Source organism: Nocardia sp. NPDC050710, assembly GCF_040654375.1.
Classification (GTDB): Bacteria; Actinomycetota; Actinomycetes; order Mycobacteriales; family Mycobacteriaceae; genus Nocardia.
This window is the reverse complement of the sequence record NZ_JBFAHV010000012.1, coordinates 22,224-40,577: the sequence shown is the minus strand read 5'-3', so window position 1 is coordinate 40,577 and position 18,354 is coordinate 22,224. Positions and strand designations below refer to the sequence as shown.

General features: G+C 68.7%; 17 protein-coding genes. 10 read left to right on the top strand and 7 right to left on the bottom strand.

What is annotated here, in order from left to right; all coding sequences use genetic code 11:
- Positions 1–113 precede the first annotated feature (113 nt).
- Positions 114–986, top strand: a complete 873-nt coding sequence (locus tag AB0H61_RS21060) for an ATP-grasp domain-containing protein (RefSeq protein WP_357306985.1) — start codon at positions 114–116, stop codon at positions 984–986.
- Positions 983–1,768 carry a hypothetical protein gene (locus AB0H61_RS21055; protein WP_357306983.1) on the top strand — a complete coding sequence of 262 codons (786 nt, stop codon included), beginning with the start codon at positions 983–985 and terminating at the stop codon, positions 1,766–1,768. Before AB0H61_RS21060 ends, AB0H61_RS21055 begins: the two co-directional genes overlap by 4 nt.
- Here the strand turns inward: AB0H61_RS21055 and AB0H61_RS21050 are convergent.
- Both AB0H61_RS21050 and AB0H61_RS21045 read right to left on the bottom strand, forming a co-directional pair.
- Positions 1,728–2,345 (bottom strand): GNAT family N-acetyltransferase, encoded by a 618-nt coding sequence (locus tag AB0H61_RS21050; RefSeq protein WP_357306982.1) that lies wholly within the window; start codon positions 2,343–2,345, stop codon positions 1,728–1,730. The genes AB0H61_RS21055 and AB0H61_RS21050 overlap by 41 nt on opposite strands.
- Positions 2,346–2,350: 5 nt before the next feature.
- Positions 2,351–3,214 carry a VOC family protein gene (locus AB0H61_RS21045; RefSeq protein ID WP_357306980.1) on the bottom strand — a complete coding sequence of 288 codons (864 nt, stop codon included), beginning with the start codon at positions 3,212–3,214 and terminating at the stop codon, positions 2,351–2,353.
- 86 nt (positions 3,215–3,300) lie between these two features.
- Between AB0H61_RS21045 and AB0H61_RS21040 the strand changes: the two genes are divergently transcribed.
- Together AB0H61_RS21040 and AB0H61_RS21035 are read left to right on the top strand one after the other, a co-directional pair.
- Positions 3,301–4,260 carry an AsnC family transcriptional regulator gene (locus AB0H61_RS21040; protein ID WP_357306978.1) on the top strand — a complete coding sequence of 320 codons (960 nt, stop codon included), beginning with the start codon at positions 3,301–3,303 and terminating at the stop codon, positions 4,258–4,260.
- 138 nt (positions 4,261–4,398) lie between these two features.
- Positions 4,399–5,697 (top strand): serine hydrolase, encoded by a 1,299-nt coding sequence (locus AB0H61_RS21035; RefSeq protein WP_357306976.1) that lies wholly within the window; start codon positions 4,399–4,401, stop codon positions 5,695–5,697.
- A 4-nt stretch (positions 5,698–5,701) separates the two neighbouring features.
- Here AB0H61_RS21035 and AB0H61_RS21030 read toward each other — a convergent pair whose 3' ends face one another.
- The gene (locus AB0H61_RS21030) at positions 5,702–6,514 is read right to left on the bottom strand and encodes an SAM-dependent methyltransferase (RefSeq protein WP_357306974.1); all 813 of its coding nucleotides are present in this window, start codon (positions 6,512–6,514) and stop codon (positions 5,702–5,704) included.
- Between the two features lie 68 nt (positions 6,515–6,582).
- Between AB0H61_RS21030 and AB0H61_RS21025 the strand changes: the two genes are divergently transcribed.
- Positions 6,583–7,761, top strand: a complete 1,179-nt coding sequence (locus AB0H61_RS21025; protein ID WP_357306972.1) for a cytochrome P450 — start codon at positions 6,583–6,585, stop codon at positions 7,759–7,761.
- Between the two features lie 43 nt (positions 7,762–7,804).
- Here AB0H61_RS21025 and AB0H61_RS21020 read toward each other — a convergent pair whose 3' ends face one another.
- From AB0H61_RS21020 to add, 3 genes are all read right to left on the bottom strand, one after another.
- On the bottom strand, positions 7,805–8,455 hold the full coding sequence (locus AB0H61_RS21020; protein WP_357306970.1) for a hypothetical protein: 651 nt from the start codon (positions 8,453–8,455) through the stop codon (positions 7,805–7,807).
- A gap of 228 nt (positions 8,456–8,683) precedes the next feature.
- Entirely contained in the window at positions 8,684–11,494 is a 2,811-nt protein-coding gene (locus AB0H61_RS21015; protein ID WP_357306968.1) for a hypothetical protein, read from the bottom strand.
- A gap of 131 nt (positions 11,495–11,625) precedes the next feature.
- Positions 11,626–12,645, bottom strand: coding sequence for an adenosine deaminase (gene add / locus AB0H61_RS21010; protein WP_357306967.1), 1,020 nt, complete (start codon positions 12,643–12,645; stop codon positions 11,626–11,628).
- Between the two features lie 37 nt (positions 12,646–12,682).
- Between add and ligD the strand changes: the two genes are divergently transcribed.
- From ligD to AB0H61_RS20995, 3 genes are all read left to right on the top strand, one after another.
- Complete coding sequence (ligD, locus tag AB0H61_RS21005) at positions 12,683–13,636, top strand: non-homologous end-joining DNA ligase (protein ID WP_357306965.1); 954 nt, start codon at positions 12,683–12,685, stop codon at positions 13,634–13,636.
- A 108-nt stretch (positions 13,637–13,744) separates the two neighbouring features.
- Entirely contained in the window at positions 13,745–15,229 is a 1,485-nt protein-coding gene (locus tag AB0H61_RS21000; protein WP_357306963.1) for a carboxylesterase family protein, read from the top strand.
- Between the two features lie 346 nt (positions 15,230–15,575).
- A complete protein-coding gene (locus AB0H61_RS20995) occupies positions 15,576–16,112 on the top strand; it encodes a hypothetical protein (protein ID WP_357306961.1) in 537 nt (178 codons plus the stop codon).
- Positions 16,113–16,116: 4 nt separating this feature from the next.
- Here AB0H61_RS20995 and AB0H61_RS20990 read toward each other — a convergent pair whose 3' ends face one another.
- Positions 16,117–17,064 carry a hypothetical protein gene (locus AB0H61_RS20990; protein ID WP_357306959.1) on the bottom strand — a complete coding sequence of 316 codons (948 nt, stop codon included), beginning with the start codon at positions 17,062–17,064 and terminating at the stop codon, positions 16,117–16,119.
- A gap of 106 nt (positions 17,065–17,170) precedes the next feature.
- Here AB0H61_RS20990 and AB0H61_RS20985 point away from each other — a divergent pair, with 106 nt between their 5' ends.
- On the top strand, positions 17,171–18,001 hold the full coding sequence (locus AB0H61_RS20985; protein ID WP_357306957.1) for an RNA polymerase sigma factor SigF: 831 nt from the start codon (positions 17,171–17,173) through the stop codon (positions 17,999–18,001).
- A 43-nt stretch (positions 18,002–18,044) separates the two neighbouring features.
- Complete coding sequence (locus AB0H61_RS20980) at positions 18,045–18,281, top strand: anti-sigma factor (RefSeq protein WP_357307293.1); 237 nt, start codon at positions 18,045–18,047, stop codon at positions 18,279–18,281.
- Positions 18,282–18,354 lie beyond the last annotated feature (73 nt).

Genomic DNA, 18,354 nt, shown 5'->3' with positions numbered 1-18,354 from the left:
CTGCACCGGCGTTGCGCTTTCCGTTTCGGTATAGATGATCTTCATGGACAACGGCAAATAATGTGAGCCGCTTGGAGATTGCAGTGTGATCGGGGAGCGAGATGGCGGCGCGAATGAGATTCTGTTTTCTGGTGGAGGAGCGCTACCGCAGCGATGGGATGCCGCTGGATGTGGTGCGGCAGTTACGAACCTGGGGGCATCGGGTCGATGTGCTGCGGCCCGGTGGTGAGCTGCTCGACCTCGGCGCGTTGATCCAACGCGGCCGCCACGACGCGTGGGTACTCAAAACCGCCTCCGGCGGACCAGGACTCGGCCTGCTGGAGGCCGCCGCCACGGCGGGCCTGACCACCATCAACGACGCTCGATCGATCCGGGGCGTACGGGACAAGGCGCGGGCCTGCGTGCTGGCCGCGGGCTGTGGCCTACCGGTCCCGGCGACGTGGGCCGCCGCCCGCACCTCGGATCTGGCCCAAATCCCCGCTGCCCGTTACCCGTTGGTGGTCAAGCCCGCGGACGGCAGCTCCGGGCGCGCGGTGCACCTGGTCGAACGGCCCGAGCAACTCATCGGCATCGAGGGCGAACTCGCCGCGGAGGGGCTGTTGATCGCGCAGCCGTACGTGCCGAATACGGGGGTGGATCTCAAGGTTTATTGCGCGGGTGGGCGGCTCTACGGTACCGAGCGGACCTCACCGCTGGCTCGCGGCACACAGGCGCCGGATCGCCCGGTGCCGTTGAGTGCCGAGGTGGCCGAGATCGCCGCTCGGGTCGGCGAGATCTTCGGGCTCGAGCTCTACGGCGTGGATTTCGTGCTCGGACCAGACGGCCCGATGGTGGTCGATATCAACGACTTTCCGAGTTTCCGGCAGGTGCCGCGGGCTGTCGCCACTGTCGCGCGCACCATCGTCGAGCTCGCCAGATCGGACACCGCCTGGCAGGTCATCCGGGAGCCGCGCCCCGAACCTGTCGTCGCGGGCAGCCGCGAATGAGAATCGGATTGCTCAGCGCGGACCCGGGACATCCGCTGCTGGTCGCGACCTCCCGGCTGCTGATCGATCGCGGCCATCGGATCGAAATCCTGTCGCCGACAGCGGAACTTCCCGACGATCCGGCCGACGTCTATCTGCTCAAGGCCCGCACTCCCGCCGCGATCGGATTGGCGCGGCGGCTGGAACAGTGCGGTGCGCGAGTGCTCAATTCTGCTGTCGCCACGGAGTTCTGCCAGGATCGGGTGCGTATGGCCGTGCTCGCCACGGCGGCTGGGCTTCCGTTCGCGGCCACCACGGCGCTGCCGAATCCGCGGCATCTGCCCGTCACCGTCGAGCGGGCGTTGGTGGTGAAGAGCAGGCACAGTCGCCGCGGCGATCTGGTGGCCCGGGTGACGGACACCGCCGAACTCGACGCGGTGGTGCGGGCCTGGCCGGATGAGCCGGTGGTCGTGCAGGACCTCGCGCCGAACTCCGGCTGGGACCACAAGATCTGGGTGATCGGCGGCACCGTCTGTGCCGCATTGCGCCGTTCGGAACTGGTTCCGGGTCCGCGGCCCGCGGACCGGCCGATGGCCGATGCCCCGCATGCCGACCTGGCTCGACGCGTCGGCGCCGTTTTCGGGCTCGATATCTACGGCGTGGACGTGCTCGAGATACACGGCGAGCCGCTGATCGTCGACGTCAACGCGTTCCCCGGGGTCCGCGGCCAGGAATCCGCACCCGAAGCCCTGGCCGCGCTGGTCAGCTCGACCGGGCCCGCCGCCACATCGGCCACAGGGTAGGGCCGCCCGGAATCTCGATCTCACCGGTCACCTCGAACCCGAAGTGTTCGTAGTACGGAACGTTGTCCGGACTGCTCGATTCCAGGTAGGCGGGGGTGTTTTCGGCGTCGCACACCTCGAGGCGCGCGTGCATCAGGGCGCTGCCGTACCCGCCGCCGCGGCTGTCCGGGGTGGTTCCGATCATCGACAGATACCAGTGCGGTTCGGTGGGGTGGTGGCGCTCGAGGGTGTCGCCGACCAGTTTGGCCGCCATCAGGCGACGACCGAATGCGCGGATGAGTCCCGGCATCATGCGCACCCAGGCGAGTTGCGAGGTATGCGAGTGTCCCGGCGGCGCCCACAGTGCCGCACCACCCATTACACCGGCACCGTTGACCGCGACGGCCGAACCGCCGCCGGCGAGGAATTGATACCGCGCCATCGTCGCGTAGAAGTGCGGCAGGCCCGCCGCGCGGCGCCGGTCGTCGGGCAGCATCCAGGAGGTCACCGGATCATGCTGGAAGGCGACGGCCAATGTCTGCGACAGCCGCGGTAGGTCGGACCGTTCCGCGGTCCGAACGGAGATGATCTCGAGCATGTAGTTCATCCTGCCGTGAAGAACAGCCCCGCGCCGTAGGCGTCGCGGGCGGAGACGAAGAAGCCCTCCGGCGTCGACCGGGTGGCCGTGCCACTGTCCGCGACGATCCGGCGGGCCCGTTCGATCTCCTCGACCCGGATGGTCATCGCGGCCAGATAGGACGGCGCCGGGACCGGCTCGCCGGGAAGTACGTCCGCCACGTCGGCGGCCCTGATCAGCTCGAGCCGGACGTCCTTGCCCGTCAGCACCCGCCGCGGTCCCTCGTCGACGGGTTCGGTGTCCAGCAGCAGGCGGTACCGTTCGGTGATCGTGTCCAACCGGTCTTCGGCGGCCACGATCACGACGGCGCCGATACCGCGAGCGCCGTTCGGATGGCCGAGATACCGCGGCTGGTGCACATATTCGCGGGTGAGATGCTGGGCGATCCCGATGAAACCCTCCGGCGTGGCACGCGGATCGAGGTGCACGGCGCGGGCCCGCATCGTGCGGGTGCCGTCCTCGGTGTCGACATCGCGTGCCAACTCGAGCACCCCCGAGGTACGCAGCCCGGCGGCGGCCAGACGCCGATCGGTGCCCGCGGCATCGCCGGTCTCCAGGTTCAGGATCTGCAACCCGTCGGGCATGCTCCTGGTGTGCCACGGATCCGGTGCCGATTCGTCCACGATGCCGAGCAATTCGATATAGGAGCCGCCGAACAGCGCGCACAGATTGGCGGTGCACCCCGGTATCGGTGGTTCACCCGGCCGCTCGCTCATCAGATGACGGGACCGCGGGCTCAGTGTGAAGCCGAAGGAGCGATATGTGCGCTCCAGGCCGTCGAGGTCGCGGGTCAGGATGCCGAGGTGATGGACGGCGTGTATATCGGTCATACCGTCGATCCTGGCGGCGCGGATACCACCGGGTCCCGCACCGGCGGCAGTGACACCGGAATCCGACACTCACCTACCCTGAACGGGTGGATTCGGACATGCTCGACGAGATCGACCTGCAACTACTCCACGCCCTGCACATCGACGGGCGCGCGCCGTTCAGCAAGATCGCCGAGGTGCTCGGGGTCTCCGACCGCACCATCGCCCGCCGCTACGGACGGCTGCGCGCCACCGGCGGCGTCCGGGTCACCGGCATTACCAACAGCTTCCGCACCGGCACCGCCGAATGGGTGGTGCGGATGCGGGTCGATCCACAGGGCACCGCGGGGCTGGCTCGCGCGCTCGCCCGCCGTCCGGATACCGCGTGGGTCACCGCGGTATCCAGCGGTAGCGAAATCGTCTGCATCTTCCGTGTCCCCGATGACGGTCCCGCGCCGCTGGCCGAGCTGAGTCGCCATCCGCAGATCACGGAGGTCACCGCATACCGGCTGCTCCGTTACCTGATGAATCGTCGCTGGCGGGCCCGCACCTCGGCTCTCACCGCCGCCCAGATCGAGGCCCTCCGACCGCCGCGGTTCGAGGAGCTCGCGCCGAGCGCGCTGACCGATCTGACCGAGCTGGACCGCCGCCTGCTGCCGGCGCTCGCGGTCGACGGCCGGGCCGCCTTCCCGGATCTGGCTCGGCGCCTCGGCTGGTCCGAATCCGCGATCCGCCGACGCCTCGACGAACTCCGTCGCGCCCACATCCTGCACTTCGACGTCGAAACCAATCCGGCCCTGTTCGGCTTCACCTCGCAGTGCGTGTTGTGGCTCACCGTGGCGCCCAGCCATCTCACCACCGTTTCCGAATCGCTCGCCGCCGATCCCGACATCGCCTTCGTCGGCGCCATCACCGGAACGCACAATCTCCTCGCGATCGCCGTCCTGCCCGACACCTCCGGCCTGTACACCTATCTGACCGAACGGCTGGCAGGCCTGCCCGGCATCAACCTCCTCGAATCCGCGCCGGTCACCTCCTACTCCAAACGCGCCGCCCCCACCACCTGATTGTCACTGCCCCCGGCGTTATCGCCCCAGCAAGTGGGGGCAGTCCGGACGGTAACCGCGGGTTCGTCCCGCCCGATGTGGCAGGTGGATCGGGCCGGGAGTGGAGGCGTTGTGTTTCGTTCGTTGAAAAATGTTGCGGTGCAGCTGGTTGTGGCACTGTTGCTGGGCTATGTGGCGGTGGCGGTAGCCGATGCCGCGCCCACGGAGCTCGCACAGTGCGCGGTCACCGATGCCCGAACGCCGCAGCGGGCGACGCCGGAGCAGGTGGGGCTGGACTCGACCGCGCTGGCGGCGGCGATGGCGATCGCCGCCGATCCGACGCGGCGGAATGTACAGGTGCTCCGGAACAACTGCCTGATCGCGGGTGGACCGCGCAATGCCGAAACCGGTGGGGTCGCCTGGAATCTGTGGAGTGTGACCAAGAGCGTGGTGGCGATGGTCGCCGGAGTCGCGATCGACGAGGGGAAGCTGCGGCTCGACGACCCGATCGGCGTCTATCTGCCCGCCGGGCTCGGCGACGAGGCGCACCGGGCGATCACGGTGCGGAGTCTGCTCACCGAGTCGTCGGGGATGCAGGTCGCGGTGGCGTCGGAGGGAATCACCGGGCTGGTACAGCTCGACCCGAATGTGGTGGCGCAGGCGCTGGCCATGCCGATCGAACATCCGCAGGGCACGGTCTGGCAGTACAGCCAGCGCGCGGTCGATCTGCTCGCCTATGTGGTGCAGCAAGCCGCGGGTGAGGATCTCCAGGCCTACGCGCAGCGGAAGTTGTTCGCCCCGCTGGGTATCCGGAGCACCGACTATCACTGGGCGCGCGATCGCAGCGGTAATACTTACGGATACGCGCATTTGATCATGCCGCCGGACGATTTCGTCAAACTCGGGCTACTCGTCCTCAACCGCGGTGCTTGGCAAGGTCAGCAGGTTATCTCCGCCGACTATCTGGCCGCGGCGACCACCTCCTCGCCCGCCAATCCCTGCTACGGATTCCTGTTCGTGGTCAACGGACCCGGTTGCGAGATCCTGTTTCCCGGCCTACCGGCGGACGCGGTGCAGATGTCGGGGATGATGCGCCAGGACAACTTCATCGTGCCGAGCCTCGGTCTGCTGGTCAGCTGGACGGGCATCACCGTGCCGGGTGGCTCGGTCAGCTTCCCGCACGAGGTGCTGAGCGCCATCGGCGCGGCCTTTCGTGAACCGCGGCTGCCGGATCCGGGCCCCTATCTGCCGCGGCCCGATGTGAGCGTCACGGACCCGATGATCTCGAACCCGGACGTCACCCTCGGCGCCTTCGGCATCGGACCCGACGCCTACCCGGGCTGCGGGCCGGTGACCTGCCTCGGCAAGCCGCTGGGTCCGCCGATCGCGGGCTGGCCGCCCGGCTGCGTCATCATCGGCTGCCTCGGAACCGATCCGGCCACACCGGGAATCCGCTGAGCGATCAGGGAATTCTGGCCGCGGCCCCCAGCATGGAGACGGCCTCGGCCCGCGGATGCGGCCGCCACGATTCCGGACGCCAATTGGTCACCGAGGCGATGCCCGGCGGCACCAGTTCGAATCCGGTGAAGAATTCGGTGAACTCGGCGGTGGAACGCAGCCGGAAGGGCACCCCGCTGCGGCGGTTCGCCTCGTTCGCCTCGGCCAGATCCTCGGCCGTGAGGTGATCGCTGGTGGCGTGCGACATCACGAGGTAGCTACCGGAGGGCAGCGCCTGGCACAGCTGCCGCACCAACCGGTACGCCGCGTCGTCGTCGGTGATGAAGTGCAGTACGGCGACGAGCATCAGCGCAACCGGCCGGTTCAGGTCGAGCACCCGGGTGAGGTCCGGGTGGGTGAGGATCCGGTCGGGCTCGCGCAGATCCGCGTCGAGGTAGGCGGTGGCGCCCTCGGGGGAGCTGTTCAGCAGATCGCGAGCATGCAGCAGCACGATCGGGTCGTTATCCACGTAGACGATGCGCGATTCGGGCGCGATGTCCTGGGCGATCTCGTGCACATTGCCCGCGGTGGGCAGGCCGGCGCCGATATCGAGGTACTGCCGGATCCCGGCCTCGGCCGACAGGTAATTCACCGCTCGCCGGAGGAAACTGCGGTTCTCCACCGCGGCCAGCCGGACGGTCGGGAATGCCTCGGCCACCGCATCGGCCGATTCCCGATCGGCCGGATAGTTGTCCTTGCCGCCGAGCCAGTAGTCGTATCGGCGTGCCGGATGAGGCTTCGACACATCGAACCTGGCGTCCGCCGATTCCGAGTTCACTACGCCCTCAATTCATCTCGACTACTGTCGTCGTATCAGCCCGACTTTTCCGTCCGGAAGGCCGTATCGTGCAATTGCAGTACAGCCCCTACGATTTCGACGTCCATCACGATCCGTACCCGTACTATGCCAGGCTGCGTGATCAGGCTCCCGTCTACCGCAACGACACCGACGATTTCTGGGCGTTGTCGAGGTATGCGGACGTTGCTGCGGCCCTGCGCGACTCGGACCGCTTCTCCAGCGCGAACGGCCTGCGAATGGAACCGGCGTTCTGGGGTCCCCAGGCCGAACAGTTCTTCTCCTTCGTGGCGATGGACCCGCCCAAGCACACCCGGATGCGCGGGCTCGTGGTCCGGGCCTTCACCCAGCATCGGGTGCAGGCGTTGGAACCGCGACTACGCACGATCGCCAAGGGTCTGCTGGAACCGTTGCTCGAACGCGGCAGCTTCGATCTGGTCGCCGAATTCGCCGGGCCGTTCCCGACCGATGTGATCTCCGAACTGGTCGGTGTCCCCGAAGCCGACCGGGATATGCTCCGCAAGCTCGGCATGGAGATCATGTACACCGACGAGGAGTCCACCGATCTGCGCCCCGAGGCCGTGCAGGCGATCGGCGCGCTCGTCGGTTATTACACCGAGCTGACCATCGAACGCGGTAAGAGCCGCTGCGACGATCTGCTCTCCGGACTGCTCGACGCGGCCGACGGCGATGATCGCCTCACGCCCGAGGAAATCGTCGGTGTGCTGATCCTGCTGGTGGGCGCGGGCATCGAGACCACCATGCTGACGCTCGGCAATATCTGGCACACCGGGGCGCGCCATCCCGACCAGCGGCGCGCGGCCTTCGACGGCCGCATCGACGACTGGATCGCCGAGTCGATGCGCTACGAACCCGCGACGCAGACGGTACTGCGTACCGCGACCGAGCAATTCGACTTGCACGGCGTGACGGTGCCTGCCGGTGCTCGCATGCTGCTGCTGACCGCGGCGGCCAACCGGGACCCCGCGGTGTTCGAGAACCCCGATATCTTCGACCTGGATCGCGATACCGGCGCCTCCCTGGTGTTCGGCAGCGGTCGCCACCACTGTCTCGGCTCGAATCTGGGTCTGCTGGAGCTGCGGGTCGCATTGCAGGAGATCGTCGCGTCGGTGGCCGACTACGAGGTCGACACCGAGCACGCGCGTCGCATCCACTCCTCCAACAATCGCGGATTCGCGAGCTTGCCCACCGTGATCACCCGCCGTTGACGCGGACGGCCCGGCTCGCTGTGGAGCCGGGCCGACCCGGTGTTCACACGGCCGGTGCGGCCTCGGCAGGTGCGGTGTCGAGCGGCGTGATAGCGCCTTCGACCGCTCCGACTGCCGCGCCGACCGCTGCGCCGATCACGGCGGCCGGGGCGGCGACGAAGGCATAGCCCAGCACGGCGCCGATGATCGGCACCACCACCAGACCGGCGGGCAGGAACGGAATTCCGGCGATGAATCCGGCTACCGCTCCGACCATCGCACCGGTGCTGGCCAGCGGGCTGGCGACGGTCGCGCCGACCGCCGCGCCGATCACGGCGCCACCGAAGACGTCGTCGGCGATCCGATCGGAGCGTGCGGGCTCGACACCGGCCGCGTCCAATACGTCCGACAGCCCGGACTCCATGCCCGCGGCTCCTTCGTTGAACTGACGAGCCACCACGGGGTCCACCCAATCGGGCCGGGCCGTCTCGACGTCTCCGACGCGAAACACCGTGTCCGGCACCTCGAGTGGTGCCGCTACCGGATTCGGCATGGGCTGATACTGCGGGTCGACCACCACCGCCGCCGCGCCCGGTGGCGTGGCCAGGGCGGGTGCGGCCGCGCAGACGACGGCCAGCGGAAGAGAACCCGCGATTATCAGGGCGGCGGTGTGCCTTTGGAAGGGCCGAAGTGGTGCGGTCTTGGCTGTGACCATGAGGATCCTTTTTCGGAGGAGTAGGTGCCTACCTCTCTGATTCGGACCAGAGGGCCCAGCGGATGAAATGGCGGATTAGAAATGAGAATCCGTCCGGTTTGTTTTATTGTGCGCCGCGAATGTCCGCGTCGAAATACGTGGTGCTCCGCGGTATGTCGATGCCGGGTCCCACCGGCATAATCGAAAACGGTGGACACGCCGTGCGGTTCGGAACCGGCGACAGCGGGCCTACCGTGACCGGGCGGCGGCGCGGTTCCACAGACCCGGCCAGCCGCGGGCGATCAGCCACGATGCCGGGACCAGGACGCCGGTCTCGGCGACCTGGGCCCAGAACCTTTCGGTGGTCGCGCCGAGTTCCGCGGCCGCGGGCCAGGTTCGCTGCCATGGCCCGTCGGGGTCCGACAGCGTCGAGGCGGGAAATCCGGGGACGGTGTCCGCGCGCGGTTCGGTGATCGAGACGGTGCCCGCCGAACCGCCCGCGCAGGTGATCGCCACGACCAGCGGGCAGAGCACCTCGGCGCGCGGGTCGCGGACGACCGCGGGCGCCATGGCAGGATGGTCGTCCACAGCGAGTCCGCCGAGCACCCTGCGCAGCCGGATCGCGACGATATCCATCGAGCGGGCGATCGCGATCTCGGGCTCTTCGATCAGGGCGCGCAGCGCTTTCGAGGGTAGCGGCGCGTCGTCGGACAGTCGGCGCAGCCGCGGATAACGCGCGACCGACTGCGGATCCATCGCCGTCACGGCGGCGGCCAACGGCCGGGTATCGGTCACCGACCACAGCTCGGGCAGGGATACGGTGCGGGCGTCCAATGCGGCGACGCAGATCCGGGCGAGTCGATCGGTGCCCGCCCGCCGCAGTGTGGTCAGGGTTTTCGGATGGGGATCATCCCGTCCGACGAGTGCGGCCAGCACGGTGAGGCAGGCATCGGTGTCCACGGTGGACCGCCGAATCGCCCGGAGTAGGTGTGGCCCGAGTTCACGCACGCCATCGGGTGCGGATCGCCTGCGGCCCGGCGAGGCCGGCAGGACCACGAGTTCGGTGTCGACCTCGGGGTCGGCCGCCCGGAGTTCACGCACCCAGCGGCGGAATTCCCTGTCCAACGCGGGATCCGGGTCATCGTTGAAGCGACCGCGGATCTCGTTGACGTGCCAGCCCGCGCCCGCGGCGCGCAGTTCGGCGTTGACGAGCACGGTGTCCTCGGGATCGCGCAGCGCGATCAGCACACTGCGCCCGTCGCGCGCTTCGTCCTGGTACCACGGGCCCGCGATGCAATTGCCCATATAGTCGGACCATTCGGCGAGCCGGCCCGCAGTGCGAGCGACCTGAATCCGGACATCGGTTCCCGGCAGCGTGCTCCCGTCCGCGGCGAGAAGCGCGTCCGGAACCTCGAATTCGCTGATCAACGCCTGAGTTACGGCACCGCTGGCCATCAGCCCTTCGCACAGTTGCGCCCAGGTCTTGCACCGGGCGGGTGCGGTCGCGCCCAGCGCCAGCAGTTGCGCGGCGCCGGCCACCGCCAACGGGATCGAGTCCAGCCGCGGTGTCAACGGTTCCGGGGGCAGCGGCGCCGGATCGGCATCGAAGTGAAAGACGTACCCGTACTCGATACGTGCCGATTCGGGCGCGCGAATCTGAACCAGCGCGTCGGCGAGATCGGCGTACCACACCATATCCGCGGCCAGCTCGGTCGCTTCGGGGTCCGCGTCCAAGCGGGCGCCGAGGGGCCGCAGGTCGCGATCCGACACGAGGGGCCTTTGGCTCCAGTCGGCGGGCGGCCGGGTCTCGGTGTAGCCGACCGCGGCTCGCCAAGTACGAAGATCCGGCAGATCCCAGCTGTCCGGCCAGATGTTCCAGGGGGAGCGGCACAACAGATCGTGACATGCGGTGTTGACGACAGTGCCGTAGGCGAGCGCCGTGGCGAGCCGCTTGCGCACGAGATGTTCGAAGGATCGGTGGTCTGTTTGTCCGCGTCGCAGCCACATATCCAGTTCGCGGACGGCGCAGATGGGCCTGGCTGCCAACGGGGACTGATCGCCCACCCGCTTCCGGGCCGCCTGGATATCGGACTTCAGGAACAACTCGGAGGCAGCGGCGATCTGATCACGTACCCGCTCCATACCCGCCTGCACACCATGTTCGTGCACGGCGATGGCTGCCCGCAACAGAACGGTGGCGGCCACGGCATCCTGGAACAGCCGAACCACCAGGTGCTTCCAGAAGTGGTCCCAGGTCGGCACGAAACGAACGGCGGCGGCGACCGTCAACGGTTCGGCCCCGTCCTGCGCCAGCTGGATGACCGCTTCTTCGTCGAAGCGTCGGTAGCGCTCGCTCAGCTCCTCGACGATGTCGAGGTCCTGGCTCGCGAGCAGCCGAGCCCGGTCTCGCGCCGCTCGGTGCCGGGCGTCGACCTGCTGCCATAGGTCGGTCAGCAAAGTCAGCCGCCGCCGTCGCGGATAGGGTTCGAGGACGCGGCGCAGGTTCTCGGCCAGCGCCGAGGGCGCACCGGCGGGCAGAGGTTCGGTGCCGTCGGAAATCCGCAGGGCGAGTATTTGTTCCAGCTGTTCGGGTCCCAGCACATCCGCCGCCGCGGAAGCCAGTTCCAATGCGGCCCAGCGGCTCTGCGCGATCGCGGATTCGGCCGCGGCCCCCACCGGTTTCGTCGCCGCGACGCCGAACAGCGCCACCAGCGTCGCTGCCCGGTCCCCGAGCCGACCCGCGCCCGCCAACCCGAGTACCCGCAGCGCCGCGCACACCGCGTCGCGGCGATCACCGGTGGCCCCGGCCAGCCGCGCGGACCGGAAGCCGTCCCCGAGATCCACACCCGCACCGGCGATCACCACGCCGCCTACGGCCATCAGCGCGGACAGTTCGGCGCGGGCGGCCGCGACCCGATCGGGTCCGGCGTCCACGGGCCCCAGCACAATGGGAGCGCCATCGCCGAGATCACGGGCGCGCGGATCGATGGCCGCGCCGGTCGCGACCGACCAACCCCGCCGATCCCGCTCCGCCAGCCCCCACGCGAGCCGCAACGCCATTACCGAACTCCATACCTGTGCGCACCAGATCCCGCGCCGCGGAACCCCTCCCGGCCCGCCACCCTACGGCCGGCGCCGCGGCCGGACAATCGGATTTCCCCCGTGAGGCGCAGCGACGCCTCCGTGGCGGATCAGGAGTATGCCGCGACGTATTCGCGAATGTCGTGCAGGTATCGCTCGAGTTTCGCGGCCGGAATCCAGGAAGCGCGGAAGGAGTTCTCGGCCAGCCGAACCAGATGTTCGACGCCGAGATCGGCCTGCCGGGCCAGGGCCAGATAGTTGTCCGCGGCGTAGGCGTCGAAGTAGGACGGATCGTCGCTGTTCACGGTGACCACCAGCCCGCGATCGAGTAGAGCGGTGATCTCGTCGGCCTTCATCCGGTTGGTGACGAACGAATTGGACACCGGGCAGCAGGTGAGCGCCAGCCCTGAGGATTTGGCCAGCTCGACGAGCCGGTCGTCTTCGATGATGTTGGTGCCGTGGTCGATTCGATCGACACCGATGTCCTCGATGGCTTGACGGATATGTTCGATCGAGTCGGTCTGGTCGATATCGCAGTGCATGGTCAACAGGAAGCCCTCCTGTCGTGCCCGCGCGAAGACGTCCGCGAATTTGCTCGGCGGGTTCCCGCGCTCATCGGAATCCAGGCCGACGCCGATGATCCAGTCCTTGTACGGCAGCGCTTCCAGCAATGTCGCCATCGCGTACTCGGCGGAGTGATCACGCAGGAAACACAGGATCAGCTCGGCCGAAATCCCGAATTCGCGCCGGGCCGCCACGATCGCCGACCGGTAGCCGCTGATCACGGTGTGGAAGGGCACGCCGCGACCGGTATGCGCCTGGGGATCGAAGAACATCTCGACGTGGCGCACGCCGTCTGCGTGCGCCCGTGTCAGGTAGTCGAACGCCAGATCGTGAAAGTCCCTCGGCTGCTGCAATACCCGCATCGCGGGGTAGTAGACACGCAGGAAGGAGGTGAGGTCGTGGAACCGGTAGGTCGCTTTCACCTCTGCGACGGTCTTCTCGGCCAGCTCGACCCCATTGCGCTGGGCCAACATGAACTTGAGCTCCGGCTCGAGTGTGCCCTCCAGGTGCAGATGCAGCTCGGCCTTGGGCAATCCTCTGACGAACGCGGCGAGATCTCCTGTCATGGTTGCAGGGTAGGGCCGCACGGGGCAGGGTGAGGCCATGACGAGCGCAGAGGTTCGGGCGGGTGTCGAACTGACCAATCTCGACCAGCCGCTGTTCGACGGCGCGGAGGCGACCAAACGGGACCTGATCGACTATCTCGAGGTCGTCGGCGACCGGCTGGTCGGCAACCTGCGGGATCGGCCGCTGTCGGTGCTGCGGATCCGGCCGGGCCAGGAACCTTTCATGCAGAAGAACCTGCCCAAATACACCCCGGAGTGGGTGCGGCGGGTGACGATGTGGGCCGACAGCTCCAAGCGAGAGGTGTCCTACGCGCTGTGTGACGACCTACGGACGCTGCTGTGGTTCGGCAACCAGCGGGCGGTCGAATACCACACCACACTCTTGCTCGCCGACCCCGTACAGGGGCCGACCCACCTGGTGCTCGATCTCGATCCGCCGCCCGGCGAACACTTCCGGCAGGCTGTGCGGGCCGCCCGGCTGATCCGGCAGGCGCTGGCCGACGATGGACTGGCCGGAGCGGTGAAGACCAGTGGGGCCAAGGGGGTGCACGTCTTCGTCCCGGTCGTGCCGGGCCTTGTCATCGAGGATGTCGCCGCGGCCACCCGCGCTGTCGCCGCCCGCGCCGAGCGGCTCGACCCGGACCTGGCCACCACCGCGTTCATTCGAGAAGACCGGGGCGGCAAGGTCTTTCTCGATTCCACCCGCTCCGGCGGGGCGACCGTCGTCGCGGCCTACAGTCCGCGGGTCCGCCCGGGCACACCCGTCTCGTTCCCGGTGTCCTGGGCAGAGCTGGACGATATCGCGCCGGGAGATTTCACCGTGCGCACCGCGGCGAAGCAACTCGGTGACCGCGACCCGTGGTCCGCGGAAATGCCTGCCCCCCAGACGTTGCCCGCGGACCTGGTCGCGGAGGGTCACACCATCCCGGTCGCCCGCGTGCAGGCCATGCACGAAGGCAAACGCCGTGCCCGCGCGCGTCGCGGCACCTAGCCGCCGGACCCGTCATCGACCGCGGGACGCCTTCGATGTGGTGATTCTCCTGCGCGGCGCGGCGACAGTGGGGACGCTGATCCTGGGCCGGTAGGACAGGAGTAGATCGTGGAACCAATCGTAGAGGTCGCCGGGGGAAAGATCCGGGGAAGAACCGTCGACGGGGTCAGCGCCTTTCTCGGCGTGCCGTACGCCGCCGCCCCGGTGGGCGCCGCCCGCTTCCAAGCGCCGAAACCGGTCGTGGGCTGGGACGGGGTGCGGGATGCCGGGGCGCTCGGGCCGACCTGCATTCAGGCACCGTATCCGCCCGCCCTCGAGCGGATCCTCGGGACCTACACGGTGCCGGGTTCGGACTACCTGAATGTGAATGTGTGGACACCGGATCCGGGTGGCGCGGGTCTGCCGGTCATGGTGTGGATCCACGGCGGCGCTTTCGTGCACGGCGCCAATGCCGTACCGATCTACGACGGTGCCGCTTTCGCCCGTGACGGCGTGGTGCTGGTGGCGATCAACTATCGGCTCGGCGCTTCGGGTTTCGCGGTGCTCGACGGTGCGCCGCCCAACCGTGGTCTGCTGGATCAGTTGTTCGCGCTGACCTGGGTGCGGGAGAACATCCGTGCCTTCGGCGGTGATCCGGACAAGGTCACCATCTTCGGCGAATCGGCGGGCGGCATGAGCGTCGCATCGCTGCTGGGCTCGCCCGCGGCGCGGGGTCTGTTCGGCCGGGCGATCATGCAGAGCGGCAGCGGGCGCGTGGCCGCGACCCTGGACGATGCCCGCCTGCTCGGCGGTGAACTGGGCAAGGCGTTGGGTGTGCCCGCGACGGCGGAAGCCTTTGCGACGGTGGCGCCGTCGGCGCTGCTGGCCGCGCAGGAGGCGGTGCACGCCGACTACAGCCGCAACCCCGACCCGGCCCGCTGGGGACGATCCGTGCTGGCCGCCGGTATCGGCGTGATGAGCTTCTTCCCGACGCTGGACGGCGAGGTTCTCACCGAGGCGCCCGCCGATGCGATCGCGGCGGGTTCGGCGCGCGGAATACCGCTGCTCGCGGGCTATACCGCCGAGGAGTTCCGACTGTTCACCGTCCCGACCGGGCTCGGCGCCGCGATCACCATGGAGACCTTGCCCTTCGCGCTCGCCCGGTTCGGCATCGATGCCGCGGCGATCGCGCCGTACGCCGCCAACCGGCCGGATGCGTCCGGTGGCGACCTGCTCGCCGCGATCGTCACCGATGCCGTATTCCGCGGTCCCGCACGGCAACTCGTCGAATCCCAAGCCGCCGTGGATACCCCGGCCTTTCTCTACGAGTTCGGTTGGCGCCGACCGGATCTGGGCGCGATCCATGCCCTCGAGGTTCCCTTCGTCTTCGACACGCTCGGCGCGGGCCCGAATCTCACCGGCCCGCAACCGCCCCAGCGGATCGCCGACGAAATGCACTCGGCCTGGGTCGAGTTCGCCACGACCGGCGATCCCGGCTGGCCTCGCTACGCGGACAACGAGCTGGTGATGACGTTCGATGACCCCCATTCGGCGCTGGTGTCCGACCCCCGCCCGGATGAGCGCGCGACCCTGCCGCCCGCGATCACGAGCTGACCGTGGGGCGGCGAGCACCGATTCCCGGGCCTTTTCCGTACCGTCAACGGGTCTTCGGGCGCTGATCGGGTGGCTCATCGGCCATTCGCCCGCCATAATCCCGTGAGGTGTGCAATGTTGTTAAAGCTCAACAGCATTGAGAGGTAACCCGAGGTCGCCCAGAAGGCGCCGGTAAAGGGGGTGCGGCGAAGTCATGATGTCGTCGAACACGTCCGAACCCACGCGGAGCGTCGGCGCGCTCCGAACCGGTGCGGCCCGCGGTCGCGGTGGGTCGGCGGCGGTCCCCCTGTGGCCCGGGATGATTCCGGCCTCCGGGGCGATTCCGCCGCCACGCACACTTCCCCCGTTGCGCAAACGACGGCCCCCGCGTCGTCCGCGCAGGCGCCCCTGGTTGGTGGGGTCGGTGGCCATCGGTGGCTCGCTGGCGGCGGTCGCCGTGGTGCTGGTCTATACCGCGGCGGTGACCAATCCCCGGCAAGCGGCGACCGCCGCCGACCCCGTGCTCGGCGGCGGACCCGGCTGCGAGCCGACCCGCACCGAACAATTGGTGCGCGGCAACGGCATCGGCTCGTCGGCCAACGGTCCGGAGACGATCCTCGCCTTCCAGCACGCCTACTACGTGGCCCGCTCGGGCACGCGGGCCCGCGCGCTCACAACCCAGGACGCCGCGGTTCCGACGGCCGAGGTGATCGACGCCGGCATCGCCTCGATTCCCGCGGGCACCCAGCACTGCGTGCTGATCACCCCGCTGGCCGACGGCCGCTTCGACGTGGTCATCAGCGAAATGCGCCCCGACGCCCCGGTGCGGACCTACCGCCAGTTCGTCACGGTCACCGCCCGGGACGGCGCCATTGCCATCACCAAGATCGCACCACCGTCCTGACCGATCAGGGTGTCGCGGTGCGGGCATCGCGGTCGAACCCGCCCGGGATTTCGTAGACGGATCCGGTGAAGGTGGCGCCGAAAAGGCGCCCGGCCGCGAAGCCCGTGGTACCGCGGCCGTAGGTGACGACGCTGGTCAGTGGGTTGCCGCTGCTCAGGACGCAGAACTGCTGGGGAGCGTCGATGCGGATGACCTGACCCGCCGTATCGAGCGGGACGACCGGTCGGTCGAAGGAGTCCAGTGTCAGTCCGTCGGGTGCGCCGAAGATGTCGCCGCCACCGAGATCGAGCAGCGACTGCGGTGCGGCCGGATTCGCGATGGGGATGCGGCTCACCCCGGGATCGACGAATGTGCGCCCCACGTAGAGGAATTCGTCGTCGTGGCCGAGTACCGCGCCGTTGGCGCTCGGTAGGCTCGCCCAGTCGGCCTGGACCTCCCGGTCGGGGTGGACGCGGCCGATCGAATTGCCGAAGTCGTTGGTGGCGTAGATGCTTCCATCCCGGCCGACGTCCATGCCGTTGGCGGCGCTGAGTCCCGCCGCCACCGGGAACATGGCCCCGGTATCGGGGTCGATCCGCACAATGCCCGCGTGCCGCAGCGTATCGCCGACCAGCGTCCGTGCGTCGGCCCCGTATCCGACGAGCAGTTCGTCGTCCGGAGTCCACGCCAGCGCTCCGCCGCCGCCGCTCGGTACGGTCGCGATCGGCACCGGCGCCGCGCCGGGTGCGTCGATCCGGAATATCCGGCCGGTCAACAGGTCGGTGGTGAAGGCGCGACCGCGGACATCGACGGTCAAACCCTCCAGCGCGCCCGGGACCGAGGCCACCGGCACCGTCGGCTGACCGGCTCCCGGACAGACCGGCGCCGCGCTCGCCGAGGGCGCGACAACCGCTGTCACCGCGGCGAGGATGAGCACCCCCAGCGTGGCCACGGAGCTGTTCATGCTGCTCATTGCACACCGCGGCCCGGATCCGGCGGAGCTGATATTGTCACGTTTCGGTAACGGCCGGGGCGGGTACTCGATGAAGGTTGAACTCAATATGGAACGAGGATCTCGGATGAGTAGAACGACAGTTCGAACTGAAGGATCACACCCGGCATTCGGCGAGGACAGCTACGACGACATCGAACAATGGTTCGAGGAACTGGTCGCGCTGGATGCCGACGATCCGCGCCGGCCGGCTCTGCGCGAGGAAATCGTGCAGCGGTGCCTGCCGCTGGCCGAGCACATCGCACGCAAATTCGCCGGTCGCGGCGAGGACTTCGATGATCTGCTGCAGGTCGCACGGCTCGGGCTGGTGCAGGCGGTGGACCGCTACGAGGTCGTACGCGGATCCACGTTCCTCTCGTTCGCGGTGCCGACGATCATGGGATCGGTGCGCAGGCATTTCCGCGACGGCACGTGGGCGCTGCGGGTGCCGCGGCGCGCCAAGGAGGTGCAGGCACTGGTGCGCCCGGCCATCGAGGTGCTGTCGCAACGGCTGGGCCGGATGCCGACCGCGCGGGAGATCGCCGTCGAACTCGGCCTCGAGCTCGGCGATGTCACCCAGGCGATCATGGCCGCCAACGCCTACCGGACCCATTCGCTCGATGCCGTCGGCACGCAGGGCGACGAGCAGCCGGGGCCGTCGATCCTGGACACCCTCGGCGTCGAGGAGCCCTCCTATCGGCTGCTGGAGGACGCGATGGCGGTGCGCCCGCTGCTCGCGGCACTCCCCGAACGCGAGCGCCGCGTCCTGGTCATGCGGTTCTTCGAATCCAAGACCCAGTCCCAGATCGCCGAGCGCCTCGGCGTCTCCCAGATGCAGATCTCGCGCATCCTCACCAAGACTCTCCAGAGCCTGCGCGAGCAGGTGCTCGGCATGGGTTGCGAACACCGCGCGGCCTGACTCGGATCGCGGCCCATCCGGCCGGGCGCGCCGTTCACGAGGCCTGTCCGACCGCCGTAGCAGGGCTGAAGACCGATTCGGCGATCCCGAAGAACATCCTCACCTGGGTCCATCCGAGGGGACACCGCGCTCGGCCGGAGTGCTGGACACCCTGACACCGCGGGGTCCGGAATTGCTGACCAGCTATCGCGCCGACGACACATTGGCGGTGACAGTCGAACCCGCCGGGGGTTCACCGCAACCGACCACCCAGCCGATCGCCGCCGTGAACCTGGCCTGAGGCCATCGGGCTCCGAGTGCGGGCGGTCGGTGCGGGCCCGGCCGAAGTGCGCTGACCGGTGCCCGCCACAACC

Coding starts and splice junctions, on each gene's coding strand:
- AB0H61_RS21060 (WP_357306985.1), top strand. CDS start 114: ATGAGATTCTGTTTTCTGGTGGAGGAGCGCTACCGCAGCGATGGGATG.
- AB0H61_RS21055 (WP_357306983.1), top strand. CDS start 983: ATGAGAATCGGATTGCTCAGCGCGGACCCGGGACATCCGCTGCTGGTC.
- AB0H61_RS21050 (WP_357306982.1), bottom strand. CDS start 2,345: ATGCTCGAGATCATCTCCGTTCGGACCGCGGAACGGTCCGACCTACCG.
- AB0H61_RS21045 (WP_357306980.1), bottom strand. CDS start 3,214: ATGACCGATATACACGCCGTCCATCACCTCGGCATCCTGACCCGCGAC.
- AB0H61_RS21020 (WP_357306970.1), bottom strand. CDS start 8,455: ATGGTCACAGCCAAGACCGCACCACTTCGGCCCTTCCAAAGGCACACC.
- AB0H61_RS21015 (WP_357306968.1), bottom strand. CDS start 11,494: ATGGCGTTGCGGCTCGCGTGGGGGCTGGCGGAGCGGGATCGGCGGGGT.
- add (WP_357306967.1), bottom strand. CDS start 12,645: ATGACAGGAGATCTCGCCGCGTTCGTCAGAGGATTGCCCAAGGCCGAG.
- ligD (WP_357306965.1), top strand. CDS start 12,683: ATGACGAGCGCAGAGGTTCGGGCGGGTGTCGAACTGACCAATCTCGAC.
- AB0H61_RS20990 (WP_357306959.1), bottom strand. CDS start 17,064: ATGAGCAGCATGAACAGCTCCGTGGCCACGCTGGGGGTGCTCATCCTC.
- AB0H61_RS20985 (WP_357306957.1), top strand. CDS start 17,171: ATGAGTAGAACGACAGTTCGAACTGAAGGATCACACCCGGCATTCGGC.